The 20,268-nt window shown below is 46.3% G+C and carries 15 protein-coding genes and 1 pseudogene; 8 read left to right on the plus strand and 8 right to left on the minus strand.

Annotated elements, in window-relative coordinates; genetic code table 11:
- Positions 1-57: 57 nt before the first annotated feature.
- Together nrdJ and ACLGGO_RS16790 are read right to left on the minus strand one after the other, a co-directional pair.
- Positions 58-3,537, minus strand: a complete 3,480-nt coding sequence (gene nrdJ / locus ACLGGO_RS16785) for a ribonucleoside-triphosphate reductase, adenosylcobalamin-dependent (RefSeq protein WP_446420155.1) — start codon at positions 3,535-3,537, stop codon at positions 58-60.
- A 119-nt stretch (positions 3,538-3,656) separates the two neighbouring features.
- Positions 3,657-4,136, minus strand: a pseudogene (locus ACLGGO_RS16790) (aldo/keto reductase); the annotation flags it as partial.
- 452 nt (positions 4,137-4,588) lie between these two features.
- Between ACLGGO_RS16790 and ACLGGO_RS16795 the strand changes: the two are divergent.
- The 4 genes from ACLGGO_RS16795 (at position 4,589) to ACLGGO_RS16810 (ending at position 8,573) form a co-directional block, all read left to right on the plus strand.
- On the plus strand, positions 4,589-6,073 hold the full coding sequence (locus ACLGGO_RS16795; RefSeq protein WP_446420156.1) for a BCD family MFS transporter: 1,485 nt from the start codon (positions 4,589-4,591) through the stop codon (positions 6,071-6,073).
- Between the two features lie 135 nt (positions 6,074-6,208).
- Positions 6,209-7,015, plus strand: a complete 807-nt coding sequence (locus tag ACLGGO_RS16800; protein ID WP_446420157.1) for an inositol monophosphatase family protein — start codon at positions 6,209-6,211, stop codon at positions 7,013-7,015.
- Between the two features lie 169 nt (positions 7,016-7,184).
- Positions 7,185-7,424: a hypothetical protein gene (locus tag ACLGGO_RS16805; RefSeq protein WP_446420158.1), complete on the plus strand. Its 240-nt coding sequence runs from the start codon at positions 7,185-7,187 to the stop codon at positions 7,422-7,424.
- A gap of 162 nt (positions 7,425-7,586) precedes the next feature.
- Positions 7,587-8,573, plus strand: a complete 987-nt coding sequence (locus ACLGGO_RS16810) for a 3'(2'),5'-bisphosphate nucleotidase (protein WP_446338365.1) — start codon at positions 7,587-7,589, stop codon at positions 8,571-8,573.
- A gap of 340 nt (positions 8,574-8,913) precedes the next feature.
- On the opposite strand, the gene ACLGGO_RS16815 is transcribed toward ACLGGO_RS16810, so the two are convergent.
- The 4 genes from ACLGGO_RS16815 to ACLGGO_RS16830 all read right to left on the minus strand — a co-directional run bounded on the left by ACLGGO_RS16815 (position 8,914) and on the right by ACLGGO_RS16830 (position 12,106).
- A complete protein-coding gene (locus tag ACLGGO_RS16815; RefSeq protein WP_446420159.1) occupies positions 8,914-9,945 on the minus strand; it encodes a HEAT repeat domain-containing protein in 1,032 nt (343 codons plus the stop codon).
- Positions 9,923-10,711: a nucleoside phosphorylase gene (locus ACLGGO_RS16820; RefSeq protein WP_446420160.1), complete on the minus strand. Its 789-nt coding sequence runs from the start codon at positions 10,709-10,711 to the stop codon at positions 9,923-9,925. Before ACLGGO_RS16820 ends, ACLGGO_RS16815 begins: the two co-directional genes overlap by 23 nt.
- 372 nt (positions 10,712-11,083) lie before the next feature.
- The gene (locus ACLGGO_RS16825) at positions 11,084-11,776 is read right to left on the minus strand and encodes a CPBP family intramembrane glutamic endopeptidase (RefSeq protein WP_446420161.1); all 693 of its coding nucleotides are present in this window, start codon (positions 11,774-11,776) and stop codon (positions 11,084-11,086) included.
- 141 nt (positions 11,777-11,917) lie between these two features.
- Positions 11,918-12,106 (minus strand): hypothetical protein, encoded by a 189-nt coding sequence (locus tag ACLGGO_RS16830; protein WP_446420162.1) that lies wholly within the window; start codon positions 12,104-12,106, stop codon positions 11,918-11,920.
- 8 nt (positions 12,107-12,114) lie between these two features.
- Here ACLGGO_RS16830 and ggt point away from each other — a divergent pair, with 8 nt between their 5' ends.
- The gene (ggt, locus tag ACLGGO_RS16835; RefSeq protein ID WP_446420163.1) at positions 12,115-13,671 is read left to right on the plus strand and encodes a gamma-glutamyltransferase; all 1,557 of its coding nucleotides are present in this window, start codon (positions 12,115-12,117) and stop codon (positions 13,669-13,671) included.
- A 95-nt stretch (positions 13,672-13,766) separates the two neighbouring features.
- Complete coding sequence (locus ACLGGO_RS16840; protein ID WP_446420164.1) at positions 13,767-14,840, plus strand: tetratricopeptide repeat protein; 1,074 nt, start codon at positions 13,767-13,769, stop codon at positions 14,838-14,840.
- Between the two features lie 169 nt (positions 14,841-15,009).
- Here the strand turns inward: ACLGGO_RS16840 and ACLGGO_RS16845 are convergent, their stop codons facing one another.
- Positions 15,010-15,585, minus strand: a complete 576-nt coding sequence (locus ACLGGO_RS16845; protein WP_446338371.1) for a DUF4126 domain-containing protein — start codon at positions 15,583-15,585, stop codon at positions 15,010-15,012.
- 134 nt (positions 15,586-15,719) lie between these two features.
- Between ACLGGO_RS16845 and ACLGGO_RS16850 the strand changes: the two genes are divergently transcribed.
- Positions 15,720-16,994, plus strand: a complete 1,275-nt coding sequence (locus tag ACLGGO_RS16850; protein ID WP_446420165.1) for a cyclic nucleotide-binding domain-containing protein — start codon at positions 15,720-15,722, stop codon at positions 16,992-16,994.
- A gap of 223 nt (positions 16,995-17,217) precedes the next feature.
- Here the strand turns inward: ACLGGO_RS16850 and ACLGGO_RS16855 are convergent, their stop codons facing one another.
- Positions 17,218-18,900, minus strand: a complete 1,683-nt coding sequence (locus ACLGGO_RS16855) for an NAD(P)H-quinone oxidoreductase subunit 4 (protein ID WP_446420166.1) — start codon at positions 18,898-18,900, stop codon at positions 17,218-17,220.
- A gap of 190 nt (positions 18,901-19,090) precedes the next feature.
- On the opposite strand from ACLGGO_RS16855, the gene ACLGGO_RS16860 reads away from it, so the two are divergent.
- A complete protein-coding gene (locus ACLGGO_RS16860) occupies positions 19,091-19,999 on the plus strand; it encodes a cation diffusion facilitator family transporter (protein ID WP_446420167.1) in 909 nt (302 codons plus the stop codon).
- The last annotated feature ends 269 nt before the right edge of the window (positions 20,000-20,268 follow it).

Here is a 20,268-nt window from a genome sequence, read left to right on the forward strand (position 1 = left end):
TTACCAAGGGGAGGGAACTCGAATCATTTTAGTCGGGAGGTTTGTCCTAATTCCAGCTTACGAATTCGGTGTTTGTTCCGGGAACATACATTTATCCGAATCACAACCCGCTGGTCCGGCTTCGATTAATTCACCCGAATCATATTTCTCCAAAGCGGGATAAAATTCAGACAGTTTTCGTCGCTGTTGCACCTCTTGCATCAATTGCTCGTAGGTCGCTTTATCAATCGGTTCAAAGGGCAAACGCGGGAACGATTGATGGTCATCAAACCGCGCCAATAGCGCCGCTGAAATATACCCGTCATCATTCTGAATCGCTTGATAAATCTGCTCTCCTAACTGTTCAATTTCATTGACGCGCAATTCCCAGGTTGAAGAGGTGTTATGTGTTACATACCAGCGCTGAACTTGCATGGCAAAATCCATTTGTGCCAATGCAGAAAACTGACTGATATCAATTTCATCGGCACCTGGTAAATCTGCCCACGATACAGCCACGGGAATTTCCACTAACCATTCTGAACAGGCTTCAGCAAACGGATCATTCAATAGATTTCCGTTTTCATCTTTATCCGATTGCGATGGGGTGACATTGTAACCATAATCAATACAAGCCAAAGCTACCGGATCATTCTTTCTAAACGTAATTCGGCGAAGAAATCGCTGTGCTTTGGGTGGATGCCAACCCGGAGATGCCCCCGTGAGTAGAGATTTTGTCCCAGAAGGTTGAACAGTTGTACAACGATTGGGGCGTTTAATCCCATGCTTATCGCAATACTCCCACACCACCCGATGCACAATATCGCGCCACCGGGTTAAATAGGCTTTTTCTTGTTGCTTGAACTGTACGCCTTCGACGGTATCTGGGCGTCCCTCTGTCCACCAGCGTAACCAGTCTACGCCAAAAGCTTTGACAAAGAAATCGAATAATCCGGTGAAGGATACGCCAACAATTGGGTCTAATTCTCGTGATTTTTGATACCGTTCCTCAACAAATTTATGGTTGAGCAAAATGGCAACGGAAAGCGCCCCAGCACTGAATGCCTCCTCTTGTTCTTTCTGGTTATTCGGATCAATTTGATTCAGGTGAATTTCGGCTAAATTACAATGGAATACTGAGCCAATAATTTCACCGCAGGGATTTAAGCCAAACCGCTGCAAGCGATGCTCAATTTCATCGGGTGTCAAATTCGGGTACTTTTCCTTTAACCAGTGACTCGCTTTTCCTTGTTCATAAGCTTGCAAAAACTCTTTTTTCAACGCCGGAGTATCTAGCAAATCACAACTTGCCCGTGCCACGGCTTCTCCCGCCCATTGGATTGCACCTTCACCAGAATAATATTGTTTGCGAACCGCTGCAAGACATTCATCTAAGGTAGGTTTATGATGAAAAACACGGGAATGATTTGCCATTCTCAATGCATCGCGTTCCGGATCAATGCGCCAATTTCCATGTTCATCTTGTTGCCACAGGTTATCCTTAGCATTGACAAACTTTTCATCATCACTAACCCCTTGGCGCATCCCGGCACTATTAGACACCAGAATCCCTTCGCAGACAAATTCATGGATAGTTGCCACTTCAATGTCATAGGTTGGTGCGTTGCGGACATTAGTTTCTACAGATTTAACCTTGACTGGAATTAACCCGGTAGACTCCGGAACCAATCGCTTTACGGTTGGTGCAATACCTTGCGTTTGACCTGTTTCATAATAATAGCGATCGCTACTAACCAAAGGTTTCACTATTTCTCGGGTAAATCCATGATCGTGAAACGATTTGGGGTGTTGTCGTTGTCGTTCACTAAAGGTACTGGAATCAGTAGACATGAAGGTTTGCACCGCTAAATAAGCCGATTCACCCACAGTGACTAACTCACCTTCCCATTTACCTGTGCGTTTACGAATTGAAGCACACAACCGTGTGGCAATTCCTAAAGAGGCATATAGAGTCTGGATTTGTCGCAAAAAGTCGGGATGAACGGAAGCCACTAAAACCCCTTGAGAATGACATCCATCGGCATCCGCTAAACCCGCTAAATAGGCTTCCCGAATAGCTTGAGTTCCCAATAAGATACATTCAGGTACAGACAGTGAGGTAAACGGCTGCTTAAACTGGGAAAGATACTGATTGAGGGCGGCAGAATTGAGTTGCAATTCAAAGGTCCTTGTTTTCCCCTGTTCTGGTGTTCTTAACGTATGAGTTGGCAAGCCAAACTGTTCAGCCACCGCAATCAAGCATTCTAGAATTTGCGGACTATCTTGGTGAATCCGCAAGCGCACCCGCCAACCATCAGAACTGACTAAACCATCTCCTTGTAAATACCCTAAGAAATACGCCACTTCTGAGGTTAACGCTGGCACGGTGATTGGTTTAGCCTGGGAACTTAGTTTTCCTTTAAATTCAGGCAACTCCGTTGGGGTTCCCATAATTTTCTGGGGAACAAAGACTAAGCGATCGCCTGCTTTCAAGTCTTTGGCTTTAACCATTTTATAGTTGCCATAAATGTCGGTTAATACAGCAACTTTATGATCAGGGGTACAGTCCAAATAACCATCCTCGGTTTTGATCCGACAGAGGGATTGAACGCCTTGATCAAAGAAATTGGTTACGGGATAAAACCCGTTACTGGTTAAAACGCGATCGCCAATGCGAATTTTTTCAATGGCAACCAATCCAGACTCTGTGTGAACCAGGGAGCCTTCGGGTAAACAACGTCTGACGTTTCCGGCTACAACCACGACAGCGGCTTCATCAATTAAAATACAGCATTCGACTGAATTTAATTGCCGTCCCAAAGCTTTATTTAAAATCGCCGCACATCGCTGATAAAGTTCCGGTAATTTAATCGGATTTGCCACCCCGCCAAAGCCTTTTAAAGATTCTCCAGCGGGACGGATATCACTCACATTAATGGATACCTGAACTTCCCCAGAAAACTGTTCATCTGTGGATAATTCCAACAGACTTTGATAGGACTTAACCCACCCTTGACGGGAGTCTCCGACATAAATTGTCACCTGATTTCCATCAATTTTGACCTCAGTTTTTTCGCGTCTTTCCTCTGGGGGTGTTGTGCCAATTTCACCCTCTAAGATTACATTTAGATGATTGCGAATTGGGGGTAACTGGTTAATGTATTGAGGTTCTAAAACTGCCCCTGTGCCGCAGCCCATCATGGCGAGATCCATCATTAAGCCAAAGGCACGCCAGTCTACCACATTTGTAGAGGTACAATTATAAGCGCCAGAGAAATTATCCGGATTTTCCAGCCATTCTGTGCCGCCGACCCATAACCAGCGTCCTGAGGGTAAACTTTTAATCTGGTGCATCATTCGCTCTAACAGGGCAGTTTCTGCTGGAGTCAGCTTACCCAGTTTGTTCAATCCTTGAATTGTGCGATCGCAAACCTCCCTCCACGTCTCTCTACCCTTGGCTGTGCGGCGGCTGTAGGTTCTGAAAAATACCGGATTTGCTGTCGGTGCTGTTTCCGGAAAATCACCATTAAGATGTTTTCGCTCAAGCTCTCTTACCATCGTGATAATCTGCTGTTAATTTTCGCTAAACCTTGACTATAGGTTATGTCAGATATAGCGTCAAAGCTTGAAAAATCTCTAAATTTGCGCTAAGTGTAGAGACGTTCCATGGAACGTCTCTACAAACCACGAGTCACCTGATCCAACTGTTCCACCTCTTCAGGGGTTAAACTCCACCCCAACGCCCCAGCGTTTTGTTGGGCTTGCTGGGCAGTTTTCGCCCCCGGAATCGGCACGACACCTTGGGCAATTAACCAATTTAACGCCACCTGTGCGGGCGTGCGATCGTATTTTTCTGCCAATTGACGCAACAGTTTGATCACAGGGGCAATCTTCTCTAACCCCCCTTTACTAAAACGCGGATCAAGCTGACGCGCCCCTGTGGGTTTCACATCGCTTTCCGGGGTGTACTTCCCAGTTAATAATCCTTGGGCTAAAGGACTATATGCCAAAATCGTCACCCCCAATTCCCGCGCCGTATCCAAAGTGCCATTCTGCTCAATTTGCCGCGCCAGTAGGGAATATTGCACCTGATTCACCGCCAAAGGAATTCCCCTAGCCGCAAGATAACCGTGCGCCTCCCGCATTTGTTCGGCGGATTGACATCCTCCCCCGGCTAAAGAGCGCGGGGGATTCCTCACCACGCCACCTTTTTAGGGGTGGTCGCTGATTGGGGTTGACGCTTCGCTGAAGGTTGCCTCCAAATGAGGTCTTACACCCTCTCCACGTCCGTTTATAGTCTCGGAATGCCCTCCCGCGACTTGTATTTACATTACCACAATAGTAGAACGTTATCCGAATTATTTGACTGGCGAATAAATTCGCTACCTAGACGGTTCGCTCGGTTTCATCTCCCAGCTAAAGAGCGTGGGAGCCTTCACCCATCGCTTTTCCGGTAAAATAATCTTGCGATCGCCACGCTCCGATTTAGTTACATTGCTTCACATTTGTTAATTTTATCGGGTTTATTGGTTACAGACTCTAAGGAAACGTATAGTTTTATATGGGTCATTAAGAATAAACTCCAGTAAGCGATCGCGTCTGAACGGCTATGGAAACCAGTGATTTTACTCAGTCCCCACCCACTCCCTCATTCCCGGAGAAACCCCTGCCCAGAATTGGGATTTTGACCATGTTCCGCCTGGGTTTATTCCAGATGGGGTTAGGCATTATGGCGATTCTCACCTTGGGTATCCTCAACCGGGTGATGATTAGCGAACTAGGGATTAATCCGGCTTATGCTACGGGGGTTTTAGCCATGCATCAACTGGTTGCCCCTGCTAGAATTTGGTTTGGTCAGCTATCCGATGCTAAACCCCTCTTTGGATATCACCGCAGTGGTTATGTTTGGCTGGGTACCGCCGGATTTACGATCGCGGCTTTTTTGGCGGTCCAGGTGATGTGGCAACTTGGTGAAGCGGTACAAAGGGCGGGAGGCTGGACATTAAATACAGAGATATTAGGCTGGACAGGGGTATTGGCATTAATTTTTACCCTCTATGGCTTAGCCCTAAGTGCCAGTTCTACCCCATTTACCGCCATGCTGGTGGATGTTTCTGATGAGGACAACCGCTCGAAGTTAATTGGCACAACCTGGTCAATGCTGATGGTGGGTATTATTATTGGCGGGATTACTGGGGGTATCTTGCTCAAAAACCTTGATCCAGCAGAAACCGCCTCACCGATTGGTGCAGAGGTTTTATCCTCGTCATTAGCCACATTACAGACTCCCCTCAACCGCCTGTTTATCATTGTGCCACTAGTCGTTATGGGATTAGCGATCCTGGCAACTCTGGGAATTGAGAAAAAATACTCCCGCTACGCCTCTCGTTCGAGTTTAGTAGAGCGAGAAGACCAAGTTACGTTGGGTAGGGCACTGAAAGTTTTAACCGCGAGTCGCCAAACGGGTTTATTTTTTACCTTTTTATTGGTGATGACGATTAGCCTGTTTATGCAGGAAGGTGTGTTGGAACCTTATGGCGCTGATGTCTTTGGGATGCCCATTGCTGAAACCACTCGGCTCAACGCCTATTGGGGATTAGGCACATTAATGGGTGTGAGTACCACGGGGTTTTTAGTCGTACCTCATATCGGTAAGCAAAATACGACGAAATTGGGTTGTATTTCAGTGGCAATTAGCTTCTGTCTGATTATTCTATCGGGATTTACCCAACAGGGGGAAATTTTGAAGCTAGCGATGCTGTTATTTGGTCTAGCGGCGGGAATCACCACGACGGGAGCATTAAGTCTGATGCTGGATCTGACGGCGGCGGAAACAGCGGGAACCTTTATTGGGGCGTGGGGATTATCTCAAGCGATGGCGCGGGGGTTAGCTACCTTTATCGGCGGTTGGGTGTTGTCCATTGGACAAGCTCTGTTTACTGTACCTGTGTTAGCCTATGGCTTGGTGTTTGCCTTGCAAGCCGTGGGGATGATTGTCGCTATATGGTTTTTGGGACGAGTGGACGTGCAAGAATTCCGGGATAATACCAAGCAAGCGATCGCGACGGTTATGGAAAATGATTTAGACGGGTAATATTGTAGGGGCGGGTTTCACCGTTATCGTTTTGGGTTGACCCAGATGTAACTCGCGCCTGCCCTAACTTAATGCCTGAGGGTGACAATTTCTATCCAGGGACTCTGGATGAGGGATTATATAGATTTTTAACCAATGAAGGAATTTTGGGCGTCTGTACTTGACTTTGCCAAAGAGATTACCAACCATGTCGGTGGCAAACTCCTGCCTGATTTTCGCTGCTGTCAGGCGTCGCAAAAAGCGGATGGGAGTTTGGTGACAAAAGCGGATCATTTGGCAGATGAGACGATTCGTCGTGCGATCGCGTCTCGGTTTCCTAGTCATGGAATCTTAAGTGAGGAAGGGGAACATCGGTTCCCTGATACGGAGTGGTGCTGGATTATCGATCCCTTAGATGGTACGACGAACTTTACCCGAGGTATCCCAATTTGGGGGATTTCTCTGGGTTTGCTGTATCACGGCACACCTGTGTTTGGTTATGTCCATTTTCCTCCCATTGGACAATCCTTTCATGGCTTTTGGGCGGGGGAATCAGGATTACCTGATATTATCCCTGGGGCATTTATGAATGAGTTTTCTATCCACAGTAGTCCGGATGAACTCAGTAGTAATCACTTTTTTAACCTTTGCTCTCGCAGCACCTCACTCTTACAGCAACCCTTCCCCTGTAAAATTCGTATGTTAGGGGTTGCCAGTTATAACTTCATCACCGTTGCTACTGGAGCCGTTCTCGGTGGGATGGAAGCAACGCCTAAGATTTGGGATATAGCGGGGGCTTGGGTGATTGTGAAAGCAGCGGGTGCGGTTTGGGTGTCGTTGGAGTCAGAGCCGATTTTCCCGTTGCAAGCGGGTCAAGATTACGGCGGGCGATCGTTTCCCACGCTGATTGTCAGCCGTTCTGAATTAGTGGATGTGTTTAAATCCTATATCCAACAGCATTAGCTACCTCAGCTCCCAGACGTGCCATAGCATGTCTCTACCTAAAGGTGGGGGTCTGGGGGAGCTATAGTGCTGCGCCCACAATCTTTGATTTTTTAGGAAGCCCTCGGTATAATCTTTGATTTACCGAGGGAGGATGTCACACCAATCCCCCGCAATCTTGGCTTGAACCTTGATGATCGCTGTGCTGAGAGGTCATGATGGAAGCGGCAATACGTTAGACATAGCGATCGATCCTAACCTTATGCCAACTGTACAGATTAATCCGGGTACAGGGAAAAGGCAGATCGTGATCAGTGGTGACATCGGGAAAGTTGAATCTAACCCAAGGGTGCGACCAAACAGTATTCCAGGTAAACGGGAAGCGGCTTCTCAACCAGTACCAGGGTATCAACGTCCCAAGGCTCACTGATATGAGTGTTTTAGGTAAGCCCCCACGATGGCGATTGCCCTCGTTACAAGAAAAGGTAAGGGCGGGCTAAAGCCGCTTAGTCGGGGTCTACACAATCTGTTTTCCCTTCCCGTTCTTAGCCCGGTTTTTTTGAGAGTATTATGGAGCAATAGAGAATTTACCATGTCTTACGAGCAAGAAAAACAGGTAGCTATTGAGGCGGCGCTGACAGCAGCCAAACTGTGTGAGCAAGTTCGCCAAGAACAGGTGCCTGAAGCGATGGAAAAGAGTGATAAGAGTCCGGTAACGGTGGCGGATTTGGGTTCCCAGGCGGTTATTTGTCGAGCGTTAGGGATGGCGTTTCCTGATGATCTCGTGGTGGGCGAAGAAGATGCATCCCAGTTGCGTCAACCGGAAATGGCTGACCAACTGAATCGGGTGAGTCACTATGTCAAGTCTGTTGTTGGTGATGCGACATCGGATCAGATATTGGACTGGATTGATCGCGGCAATAGTGAGATTGGTGGGCGCTATTGGACATTAGACCCCATCGATGGCACAAAAGGCTTTCTGCGTCAAGATCAATATGCTGTGGCTTTAGCACTGGTGGAACTGGGTGAAGTGAAACTCGGTGTTCTGGCTTGTCCCGCCCTACCAATTTCACCCTACGAACCTGATGGAGAAAAGGGTGTCCTATTCGTAGCGGTACGGGGTCAAGGAGCAACCATGGTTCCCATCTCTGGTGGAAAACCTCAGCCGATTCAGGTGACGAAGGCTGATAGTAACGAGGCGATGCGCTTTGTGGAGAGTGTGGAATCCGGTCATGGTGATCACTCACGACAAGATGCTGTTGCCAAGGCGGTAGGAATTACAGCCCCTTCGTTGCGGATGGACTCTCAAGCCAAGTATGGTGCCGTCGCCTCGGGGCGGGCGTCGCTTTACCTGCGTTTGCCATCACCCAAGTCTCCCGACTATCGGGAAAAGATTTGGGATCATGCGGCGGGAACGATTGTAGTTGAGGAAGCTGGGGGACGAGTGAGCGATATGTACGGCAAACCCCTTAACTTTTCTCTGGGTGCCAAACTTTCTGATAATCAGGGGGTAATTGTCAGCAATGGTGTGATTCACGATACCGTGCTGAAAGCCTTGCGGGAAACAGCTAGCGTTTGACCTATTCCTACCCTCAATTGAAGACTATAGCGTAGTTACCAGTAGAGTAGGGGCTTGGTAACCAAGCCCCTACTTCATCGATGCGGGAAAATAATAGCAGTTATTTGTTGCCACTATGCCTGAAATACTAACGGAGATTAATCTACCGCCCCAATTTCCTGTTCGCCGAAACCCTTGATCTACCGTAGGGTGGGCACTGCCCACCCCAATTCCCCTTGTCTTTACAATATTAAAACTTAAACCTCGAACCTAAAAGTTTTATTTATATTAACCCCGATAAGAGACAGTTCCTCAACTTGAGATGAATTTCAGCTTTTAGCTCAAAGGTTTGAGCCTCATCTTATCGTTTCAGGTTGAGGATAACTGACTCCAAAGTATCAGCTTGGGTAAAGTTTCCAGCTTTGAGGTTATTGGAATGGCGTTGCAGTAAATCAATATCCTGGGGTTTCCAAGAAACTAGGGAGGTAACTAGGGCTATCTTTTCGGCTAAATCTAAGGCATAAGTCGTCGAGCTTCGATCTAGTGAATCAACGGTTTCATCCTGGAGGAAGTTAAGAATTTCTGGAATGTATACAACCCCAGCTTCTCCCAGTCTGACTAATGCATTAGCCGCCCGACTACGAACTTCTGAATCAGCGGTTTCATCCTTGAGGATGTTGGCAATCTCAGGAGCATATATAGCCCCAGCTTCCCCCAGATTGCCTAATACATCAGCCGCCGAGCCACGAACCCACCCGTCAACGGTTTCATCCTGAACGATGTTGGCAATCTCAGAAGCGTATATAGCGCCCGCTTCTTTGAATCTAACTAATGCATCAACCGCCGAGCCACGAACCCAGCCGTCAACGGTTTCATCCTGGAGAAAGTTGAGAATATCAGGGATATAGTTGACACCCGCTTTCCCCAGTTTGTCTAATGCATCAGCCGCCGAACGACGAACCCATAAGTCAACGGTTTCATCCTGGAGAAAGTTGAGAATATCAGGGATATAGTTGACACCCGCTTCCCCCAGATTGACTAATGTATAAACCATCAGGTGACGATCTAGTGAATCAACAGTTTTATCCTGAAGGATGTTGGCAGCTTTCTCAGCAATATCCTCATCCTCTGGTTTTTCAATGACAGCTTGTAAGTCCTGTGGATCATATCGAGCTAATTGCCAGAATGCATATTCTTTAACTTTGTCATGCCCATCGTCGATGGCAGCGATTATCCCATCAATATGCCAGGGTTGCGGCTTGGGCTTGGGCGGTTCTTGAGCGCTAACCCAAGGAAGGGCAAGTGAGAGCGTCAGGAATAAGGTAAATAGAAATAGGAAAAAGGGATAAAAGGTTTTGGTTTGATTAAATTTATTGTAAGCTATTCTGGTCAACGTTTTCGGCGGCACGTATTGCCACTGCGATCGCACGCTGCACAGCCACCTCTTTTTGCCCGATAATAACCGCCTCTCCCGCTGTTCGCTGGGCAACAACACCACAGACACAAGCCGCCGCAAATCCATACACTCCTGCCATTTTGAATAATGTGCCACATTCCATCTCATAGTTGAGAATATTCAAACGACGATATTCTTGAGTGATGCCTTGAAGCTGACGCATTAAATAAGGATTCGCTGAATCGGTGCGTTCTTGCCCTTCATAAAATGTATCTACCGACGCCGTAATCCCCAGATAATGCTCAATCCCTAACTCCCGCGCCGCCTTAACTAATGCCACCGTCAGAAACGGATCAGCCGCCGCCGGATATTCAATTGGGGCAATATCATTGGCTGCACCTTGGCGACATAATGCCGCACGAGTAATCACAATACTACCCACAGGTATATAGTCTTGAATCGATCCACAAGTCCCCACCCGAATAATTGTCTCAATCCCCAGTTGCACTAACTCATTCACCACAATACTCACAGACGGTGCGCCCATCCCACTCGTCGCCGATAAGATGGGGCGATTATTGGACAGTTTGCCCAGATAACTCTTTAATCCCCGATTCTCCGAGAGCAGACGCCCATCCTGTAAATAGTCTTGAGCAATCTGTTCGGCGCGTTGCGGCTCACCGGATAACAGCGCCAGGGTAGGGGGCGGTGAACCGAGGTCATCTTGCCCGAAGCCAAGGTGATACATTGAGGAACTGGTCATAGCTTGAATGCGCGATCGCCAATTTTTCGGCTACCATTGATGGAATTGTACTTCAGGATAAAGTTCCCGTAAAAGTTAGATTTTTTAGGGAAATAGTTTTGACTAAAAAATATATTGGCTAGCATGAATATGGTATCAATACCCTTAAACGGATTGACTAAAATAGGTGAGAATAGCTAGAGCGACAAACAGAGTAAGAAGTAACCATCGACGCCGTTTGAGCATTTGGTCTAGATATCTGTTCATTAGAACTCCTTTTTTTTAGCCTAACGATTAAAAGGAAACGAGGGAAATAGAACTATTATAAATGACAAGTAATATAGCTAACCTGAATAGAAGCGAGTATGAGGAGGCTCACCCCTGTCACCCTACTTACCCGAACAGCAGATGCCAACCCACTATTGCGATCGCTAAATCCGCGAGAATGTGGCTGACGTAACTTGACCATAAGGTACGATAGGTGAGATAACACCATGACCATAATGCCCCAGCGATGAATACGCCCAAGGAACCGAGTAGAACTACACCCCAATCGGCAGTATAAGCGGCTAATGCAATAATGTGATGGAGTGTGAATAGCATAGCACACAAAAATACGGCTCTTGTTCCAGATACCAATACCTCACATTTTTTATACACAAACCAACGCCAGATGTACTCTTCAATCAGGGCATTAATGAAGGTAAAATATAAGGCGCCACTCAGATAAACATTGGGGCTAGTAATCCCGGCTTGTTTTGCCTTAGTCCGCACATCTATAACATCAATCCACTGCTGACCAAACAGCCAATAGGCACTGATAATTATACCAAACATCAACAGTCCCAATCCTGCACCCGCTAACAACTCCTTTTTCTTCGGTAGGGATAGTCTAAATTTGCCATGATCCACCCAAATAAACCAGACTAGCGGTAGTGCAAGTAACCAGACTTTGCACAGGGAAAAGATTGTCTGTCCGAAAGAACCCGGAGCAATATACAATGCCATTGTTATCCCGAAGCTGGCAGCAGATACAAGTAATAACAATGCCAAGAGTGCATTTTTGCGGGGATGAGTTGTTAGCATTTGACCTTCTGTCGCCCTAGGTTTAAGTTGTATTTAACCCTAAAGGGTTTAAGGGGAGTCACCCGCAAAGATATGTGCCACTTTTAGAAGTTGTCAATGGCTATTGAATTGACTTATCCTCTCACTACAGGCTGTCTAACTCTAGCCAGAACCGAAGATAGCGGTTACTACAAGCCAGCGCGATCGCACTTCGATTTCTGGTTCCGGTGGCTCTTGAAAACCAGACAGTTTGGTAACTGTCACAACGTTCTGCTGATCCTGATCCTGGTTATGATGACGTGAATAACTGCTATAACTCAAAAGCTTCTGGTGGTTATTCGGACTAGACATTAACCGTTATGATACAAAAAACACGCGGCGCGATCGCGGCTGGACATGAGAAAACGGCTGAGGCGGGTAGGGAAATGTTTCGTCTCGGTGGTAATGCGTTTGATGCGGCGGTTGCAGCGATTCTCGCCTCTTTTGTTACTGAACCGGGACTCACCTCAGCGGCGGGGGGTGGTTTCCTCTTAGCCCATACCCCAACGAATGATAATATTCTCTTTGATTTTTTTTGCCAAACCCCACGTCAAAAACGTCCTGAGAAGGACATTGATTTTTATCCCGTTGATGTTAATTTTGGTGGCGCTATCCAAGAGTTTCATATCGGACTGGGTTCTATGGCGGTTCCGGGAAATATGGCTGGCGTGTTTCATGTTCACCAACGATTGGGTAGCTTACCCTTTCATGTCCTAGCTGAACCCGCGATTCACTATGCAAAAAATGGAATTCAATTAAATCGATTTCAATACTATTGTTTAACTTCAATTTTGACGCCAATTATTATGGCGGAGCGCAACAGACAAAACATATTTATTCTTACCGGGGAACCCATCGAACCCAATGGAATAGTAATCATGCCTGCCTTTGCTGATACGTTAGCGTATTTGGCAAAAAAGGGTGTCCAAGAATTTTATCAAGGAGATATTGCTCATCAGTTGGTCAAAGATTGTCAGACGTTAGGGGGGTATTTAACCTTAGAGGATTTCAATGATTATCGGGTAATAGAACGGCAACCTTTAACGGTTAATTATCGAGGCAATACCTTATTAACTAACCCACTTCCAAGTTCGGGTGGAACTTTGATTGCTTGGGCATTAAAATTATTATCGACCATTGATTTAGCGAATCTGAGTTTTGGGAGTGCGCGTCATCTAGAAATTCTGGCACAGGTTATGCAGTTGACGAATGCAGCCAGACAGCAGGGATTGAATGATTATCTATATCAAGAGGATATTGCCGATCAATTTTTAGCTGATGATTCTATTGCTCAGTATCAACAAGACTTAGCAGAAACAGTGAATAAATGGGGCAGTACTACCCATATTAGTGTCATTGATGAGGCGGGAAATGCGGCTAGTGTTACCACGTCCAACGGGGAAGGATCGGGTTATGTGATTCCCGGTACAGGCATTATGGTAAATAATATGTTAGGAGAGGCAGATTTAAATCCCCAAGGCTTCCATCAGTGGCAAGAAGATGTGCGGATTTCGTCGATGATGTCTCCTTCTATTGTTTTGCAAAATAATCAGGCAGAAGTTGTTTTAGGCTCAGGGGGTTCTAATCGGATAAGAACGGCTATTTTACAAGTTATTTCTAATATTTTAGATTTTAATATGTCTATTGAGCAAGCCGTCGATAGTCCGAGAACACATGGAGAAAAGGGTAGATTTCATATCGAACCGGGTTTAACTGAAGCTGAAATTATCAATCCCTTGCTGACAAATCAACAGGTTGTGCGTTGGCGAGAAAAAAATTTGTTTTTTGGTGGCGTTCATACGGTGATGAAAACCGCTGAAGGTTTAGTTGTCGGCGCTGGTGACAGCCGTCGGGATGGTGCGGTGGCTAAGTTGTAGGGGGAATTCATCAAGTTAACTGGCGGTTGAAACCGCAGCTACATTCCCGAAGGGTAACCCGCCTGCGCGGATTTTCACATCCGTAGTTATGTAGGATGGGTAAGAATGATAAACTAATTATTATTGGTTTAGAGAAATCAATTGGTATGTCGGGGGATTATCCGCCCGTACTGCAAGACCTGAATTTTGTGCGCGATGCCTTTACCGCTAGTGTCCCTCATCCTATTTTGTTCATTTTACCCGATTATGCGATAACTCGACTGGCGAAATATGCCCCGGATTTTTGGGCATGGGGTAGAAAAGTGTTTCATTTTGAAACGGGACAATTAACCAGAGAGGAGGCGATTCAGCAAACTATAGGTTCAGATAGAATGCTGGACAGTTTGGAGTTATCGGAAAAGCAAGAACGGATTGATTTACTCCAGCGTTTGTTAATGAAATATTCCCCTTCAGGTTATTCAGACACAGGTAAAAATCTTAAAACACGCATTAATATTTTGATTCAGTTAGGACAAGCCTATTTTAGTCAGGGAGGGATTGCCGAGGCGAGAGAACATCTGGAACAAGCCTTAGAATTAGCCAACGATAATGAGAATTTAGCATCCCTAAAGGCAAATAGCTTGCATGAATTAGGGATAATTAAAGTTAACCAAGGGGAATTTCAGGACGCGATCGCTCTTTTTAAGCAATCATTAGAACTCCAAAGGCGCCTAGGCGATGTGCAAGCAGAAGCGGTAACATTAAATAGTTTGGCAGCCATCTATGTCCAACAGGGTAAAATAGAACAAGCGATCGTTCTTTTGCAGCGATCGTTAAAACTCCAACAGCGCCTAGGCGATGTCCAAGGAGAAGCGGCAACATTAAGCAATTTAGCAGGTACTCACGTTTATAAGGAAGAAATAGAAAAAGCGATCGCTCTTTTTCAGCGATCGTTAGACTTGACTCAACGCATTGGTGATGTTCAAAATAAAGCCGCAACCTTGGCAATGCTAGGACAGTTATTCGCGGATAAAAAAGGAGAATTGGAAACCGCCCTCAACTACTTACAGCAAGCCCTAGACATTTTGCAGCGCCTGCAATCTCCTGAAGCTGAAACAGTCTCTAGAATTCTGGATAGAGTAAAGCGTGATAGTTATCCTGTGGTGGGCAAGAACAACGAACGAGAATAAAAGCTTAAATGTTTATAAGACTTGCCCACCCTACATAAAAATCTGGGTCTATAAAATTTTTGTCTAAATCCTCTAACGTCCTCTGCGTCCCTCTGCGCTAACCTCTGCGTACCTCTGCGTTAAAAAAATACTTCCAATGCCAAAGGATATAATATAATCCCCAATCAAACTACAAAACTTGCCGATATCGCCGCGAACGATTGTTCCTGCCATATAAACGATACCATTGTTGAGAACTGCGAATCGCTAGCCACAATAGAATCAGCGCAATTAATCCACCTTGTTGAGGCGCATCAAAGGCAAAGATAACTAACGCCACACATAAAACATCTTGGCTAAAAACCAGCCATAACGGTAAACCTCGCAAGCGAAAAAACCAGCCAACTTGTACCAATTGCAGGACAAATGCTAATAACCCACTAACTATCCCAGCAATCCAAATAATTTCCACAGGGGCGTTAACAAACTGGGCGACAGCAATACCCATAATCGCCCCAACCCCAGGACTAAACAGGAGTTGGACAATTTGCAAGACTCGCTGTCCCACCAGCTTCTTGGAGGCAAATAATTCAAATAACGAGAAGGTGGTCAAAATACCGACTAAAACCGAGGGATGAATAAGAGACAGCAGAGGAATTTGATTCCAGAGGTTGTCGCTTTGCAACAAACCAATCACCAACAAAGGCAAAGCAATCCTCATTCCTACGGCTGCTGCTACCGAAAGTACGGCTAGGAGTTCAATCATTATTACCTAATGCCTGCAAGAGAAATCAACATAGTTATCCCCCTGTCCTCAGTTTAACGTTTGTAGACAATCCCACATCCAGCGATACCCTTTCTCCGATAGGATTAAAACTGACCTAAAAACGTAAGCCACCTATGCCAACGGCAGCCTTTTTTCAAGGAATTCTGGGCGCGTCTAGTTTAGCCTTGGGCGCCTGTGTCGGAGTCTTTTGGCAACCGAGTCGCCACTTGTCCGCGACGATTATGGCATTTGGGAGTGGTACGCTATTATCTGCGATCGCGTTTGAAATTACCATTCCTGTTTATCGCCACAGTGGTTTTGCACCTCTGTTAATTGGGTTTATGGCAGGGGGAATGTTATTTGCTTTCCTGACATCCTATATCGACCAACATGGCGGATTCCTGCGTAAACCCGCATCTAGTCGCCGCTACCTGGTTGAACATGGTGCTGATCAGGTGAGTGATGTCCTCAATCGCATCGCCCACATTGAGGTGATGCAAAACCTACCACCCAAGGAACGGCAAAGAGTTGCCCTGTTTCTCAATCCAATTTACGCTAACCCTGGAGACGTACTCTGTGAAGATGGAACCCCTGGTGACTATTTTTATATGATTGTCAACGGCGAAGCCGAAGTGCGAAAGGGTCGAAAAGTTCTCAGTACGATGGGACCTGGAGAAGTCTTTGGTGAGATGGCACTCCTGACTGGAGAACCGCGATCTGCCACTGTGGTTGCTCGCACTCCAATGGAATTGTATCAGTTACACCGAGAACATTTCAATAGTATGCTAACCTGGTCGCCCCATCTGGCTTGGTCACTGAGTCGCGCCTTAGCCCGACGCCTGCAAGTGGCAACAGAGTCACGCCTGGTGGTGGAACACCGTTTAGATCGGTGGCGACAGCAGGTCATGGATCAAGTTGAACTGGATCTATTACTGCGGGACGATCAAATGACCCTGGAAAATTTGGTGAAACAGTCCACACCGTTCGCCATTTTGGTTGGTACTTTAATTGATAATATCCCAGAATCGGCTGTTATTGGTATGAATTCTGGAAATAGCGATTTGGGTTGGTCTTTTTTATTAGCGGTATTTATTTCTAACTTTCCAGAAGCCTTATCCAGCGCCACGGGAATGAAACAAGCGGGAACGAAAACGAGTCATATTTTGGGATTATGGATAGGCATCGTTATGCTCAGTGGTTTATGTGCGATCGCGGGTTTTTATTTACAAAACAATACCTCTGAGGTCGTTGTCGCGATCGCCCAGGCTATTTCTGGCGGCGCAATTTTAGCTATGGTCGCTAGTACCATGATGCCGGAAGCTTACGAATTGGCAGGTAATTCTGTAGTTTTCTCGACAATTTTAGGATTCTTGCTGGGGTTTTTTATCTCATCGAGCCATATAGTATAACTGGCACGCCGCGATCGCACCTCCGTTATTTGCACTTACCACGCTTAAGTTTTTTTGTCAAATAAGCCCCTGAGCGAGTCCGAGAAATTAGGTAATTAAGTATATTTGTAGTATTTGAGTTTTGTTGTTGTAGAACCTAGCTATTGAATTTATGACATGGGTGGGGCGCAAGGATTGCGCCCCTACAGAATCTTGCCGGCAATTTCCGAGAAAATTCGAGAAACTAGCGATTATAGGAAACCGTTGCTATAGGTTCCTGAATTTGAGGAACGGAGAATCCTTGGGCATAAATCTGGGGCTTGTCTTGGGCGACTTGGAAATAAGCTTCCCGTAACTGCGTGTTCACCGCTACTGTCTTGGCATCATAAAGCTGGGTGGCGAGTTTAGGATAGAACCCAATACCCAAAATTAACACTAAAAAGCAAGCGGCAATAAACACTTCCCGTGGTTGAGCATCGGTGTAGACGGCATTAGAAGGCAAAACACAATCCGTACCAAAGCAAACCGCGCCTTCTTCTTCCTTATTCTCGAAGTTGGCATTATCAATATCACAGGTTAGGGCAACGCCTGCTCCGTAAAATACTTGTCTGAGTAGAGAGAGGAGATAGATGGGTGTAAGAATCAATCCCAACGCCGATAGGAAGACAGTCACTGTGCGGAAGGTTGAGCTATAAATATCGCTGGTTGTCACACCGACAAAAACAGAAAGTTCACTAGCAAAACCACTCATTCCCGGAAGGGCAATTGATGCCATCGCGGCGGCGGTAAACAGGGCAAATACCTTGGGCATAACCTGACCAATACCACCCATACTATTTAAGGCTAGGGTGTGGGTACGATCATAAGTAACCCCAGCGAGGAAGAATAGCACGGCGGCAATTAAACCGTGGGAAATCATTTGCAACATCGCGCCACTGATGCCTAAGTCCGTGAACGAGGCTATCCCAAGTAGGACAAACCCCATGTGAGACACAGAGGAAAAAGCAAGGCGCCGCTTCATATTTGGCTGAGCAAAAGAATTCAATCCGCCATATATGATATTGATAACCCCCAGCATCGCCAAAATTGGAGCAAAGTAAACATGAGCATCGGAGAGTATCTCTAAATTCAGGCGAATTAATCCATATCCGCCCATTTTCAGGAGTACCCCAGCTAAAATCATTGATACAGGTGCAGAGGCTTCACCATGAGCATCAGGAAGCCAGGTGTGTAAGGGGAAGATTGCTAATTTAACACCAAAGGCGATTAACAATCCGGCATACAGTAGGAGTTCTAAAGCTAAGGGGTAATCTTTGATACCCAGTTCAACCATATCAAAGCTGATTGTACCCTCGCCATAGAGTGCCATGGCTAACCCAGCTACCAAAATAAATATAGACGCGGCGGCAGTATAGAGTAAGAATTTGGTCGCGGCGTATTGACGCTTCTGTCCCCCCCAAATCGAGACGAGGAGATAAACGGGAACGAGTTCCAGTTCCCACATAATAAATAGGAGCAGAATGTCTTGGGCGATGAAGACGCCGATTTGTGCCGAATATAGCACCAGCATTAAAAAATAGAAGAGGCGAGGCTTGTGATCGACTTGCCAAGCGGCGAAAATGGAAAGCGTTGTCACTAATCCAGCCAGAAGCACAAGGGGGAGTGACAGTCCATCCACGGAAACAGCCCAACTCAGACCTAATTGAGGTATCCAGGTATACTTTTCGGTGAGTTGAAATGTGGCATTGCTGGCGTCGTAATGCTGCCAAAAGGTGTACAGCATTAATAGAAAGTCTGCGATCGCAACACCGAGGGCATACCATCGCACCGTTTTACCCCCCTTATCTGGCAGTAGGGGAATGGCAAGAGAGGCAACGAGGGGTAGGAGGGCGATCGCACTCAGCCAGGGAAATGAATTTGCTATCATTGGCGATGAGAAAAAATACTTACTTAACGGATAATGTTATTTTACTAAGCTTTGTAACATTTTTTTCATAAATATTTATCTTAGATCACCATAAAGCATCTCCCCACCATCACCAGGGTAAAGTGAAAGGGGGGAAAGCCAATGTAAAAAATCTAACCGGTTGCTCAAAGAGTTTTGAACGACTAAGTGCATGTCCCACAACCACCATCACGACCACGAATCCTTCAACTACAATCGCGCTTTTGCCATTGGTTTGATTCTCAATGGTGGGTTTGTCATTGTTGAAGCCGCTTCGGGTATCTTCTACAATTCCCTGGCGTTACTGGCGGATGCAGGTCACAATCTCAGTGATGTCTTAGGCTTGATTCTGGCTTGGGGTGCGAGTCTGCTGTCCCAGCGTTCCCCAACCAAGCGCTATACCTACGGCTTCCGTCGTTCCTCGATTTTGGCGGCTCTTTTAAATGCTACCCTTGTCATGGTGGCGATGGGTGCAGTGGCGTGGGAAGCGATTAGTAAGTTCTTTAATCCTCAATCTGTACCCGGTGGTGTTGTGATTGGGGTTGCCTTTGTTGGGGTGGTGATTAATACCATTACAGCACTCCTGTTCATGTCAGGTCGCAAAGAGGATATGAACATTCGCGGTGCTTTTTTGCACATGGCGGCGGATGCGCTGGTTTCTGTGGGGGTAGTGCTGGCAGGTATTGCGATTTTGATTACGGGTTGGCTGTGGTTCGACCCGGCTGTCAGTTTAATTATTGTTACGGTTGTGGTAGTGAATACTTGGCAACTGTTTCGGGAGTCGCTGAATTTAGCTCTGGATGCGGTTCCCGAAGGGATTGAACCCCTTGCTATTCGCACTTATCTAACTGAACTCCCTGAGGTGGCTCAAGTCCATGATCTGCACATCTGGGCGATGAGTACCACAGAAATAGCGTTAACGGCTCATCTGGTGATACCGAAAGGGTATCCGGGTGATGATTTTTTAGTGAGGGTATCCCAGCATCTGCATGACCAGTTTGGCATTGAACATCCGACGATCCAAATCGAAACGGGTGATCCGAGTCAACCTTGCACTCTGGCTCCAGAAAATCGTGTTTAATTGTTATTTGTTATTTGTCATTTGTCATTAAACTAAGATTTTATAAAATTCGCCGGGAAAACCCCATCCCAAAAGTGGGTGGGGATGAGAGGCGAGGCAGGCTCAGGGGTTCGATACCCCGTCGCCTGCCAATAATCTATCGGGGTGACAGTTAGCCTCTGTGTTTGTGAGTCTCGATGTATTTTCTTTGCTTATACCACTAAAACATATAAGTTTTTGTGCTAATCTAAGTCGATCAAGGATTTTGGAGGTAAAACCGTCAAGCGTAC

This window comes from Coleofasciculus sp. (assembly GCF_046565525.1).
GTDB lineage: Bacteria > Cyanobacteriota > Cyanobacteriia > Cyanobacteriales > Coleofasciculaceae > Coleofasciculus.

Excerpts from the sequence above, each read along its gene's own strand:
- nrdJ (WP_446420155.1), bottom strand. The coding sequence starts at position 3,537 with ATGGTAAGAGAGCTTGAGCGAAAACATCTTAATGGTGATTTTCCGGAA.
- ACLGGO_RS16795 (WP_446420156.1), top strand. The coding sequence starts at position 4,589 with ATGGAAACCAGTGATTTTACTCAGTCCCCACCCACTCCCTCATTCCCG.
- ACLGGO_RS16800 (WP_446420157.1), top strand. The coding sequence starts at position 6,209 with ATGAAGGAATTTTGGGCGTCTGTACTTGACTTTGCCAAAGAGATTACC.
- ACLGGO_RS16810 (WP_446338365.1), top strand. The coding sequence starts at position 7,587 with ATGTCTTACGAGCAAGAAAAACAGGTAGCTATTGAGGCGGCGCTGACA.
- ACLGGO_RS16820 (WP_446420160.1), bottom strand. The coding sequence starts at position 10,711 with ATGACCAGTTCCTCAATGTATCACCTTGGCTTCGGGCAAGATGACCTC.
- ACLGGO_RS16825 (WP_446420161.1), bottom strand. The coding sequence starts at position 11,776 with ATGCTAACAACTCATCCCCGCAAAAATGCACTCTTGGCATTGTTATTA.
- ACLGGO_RS16830 (WP_446420162.1), bottom strand. The coding sequence starts at position 12,106 with ATGTCTAGTCCGAATAACCACCAGAAGCTTTTGAGTTATAGCAGTTAT.
- ggt (WP_446420163.1), top strand. The coding sequence starts at position 12,115 with ATGATACAAAAAACACGCGGCGCGATCGCGGCTGGACATGAGAAAACG.
- ACLGGO_RS16840 (WP_446420164.1), top strand. The coding sequence starts at position 13,767 with ATGGGTAAGAATGATAAACTAATTATTATTGGTTTAGAGAAATCAATT.
- ACLGGO_RS16845 (WP_446338371.1), bottom strand. The coding sequence starts at position 15,585 with ATGATTGAACTCCTAGCCGTACTTTCGGTAGCAGCAGCCGTAGGAATG.
- ACLGGO_RS16850 (WP_446420165.1), top strand. The coding sequence starts at position 15,720 with ATGCCAACGGCAGCCTTTTTTCAAGGAATTCTGGGCGCGTCTAGTTTA.
- ACLGGO_RS16855 (WP_446420166.1), bottom strand. The coding sequence starts at position 18,900 with ATGATAGCAAATTCATTTCCCTGGCTGAGTGCGATCGCCCTCCTACCC.
- ACLGGO_RS16860 (WP_446420167.1), top strand. The coding sequence starts at position 19,091 with ATGTCCCACAACCACCATCACGACCACGAATCCTTCAACTACAATCGC.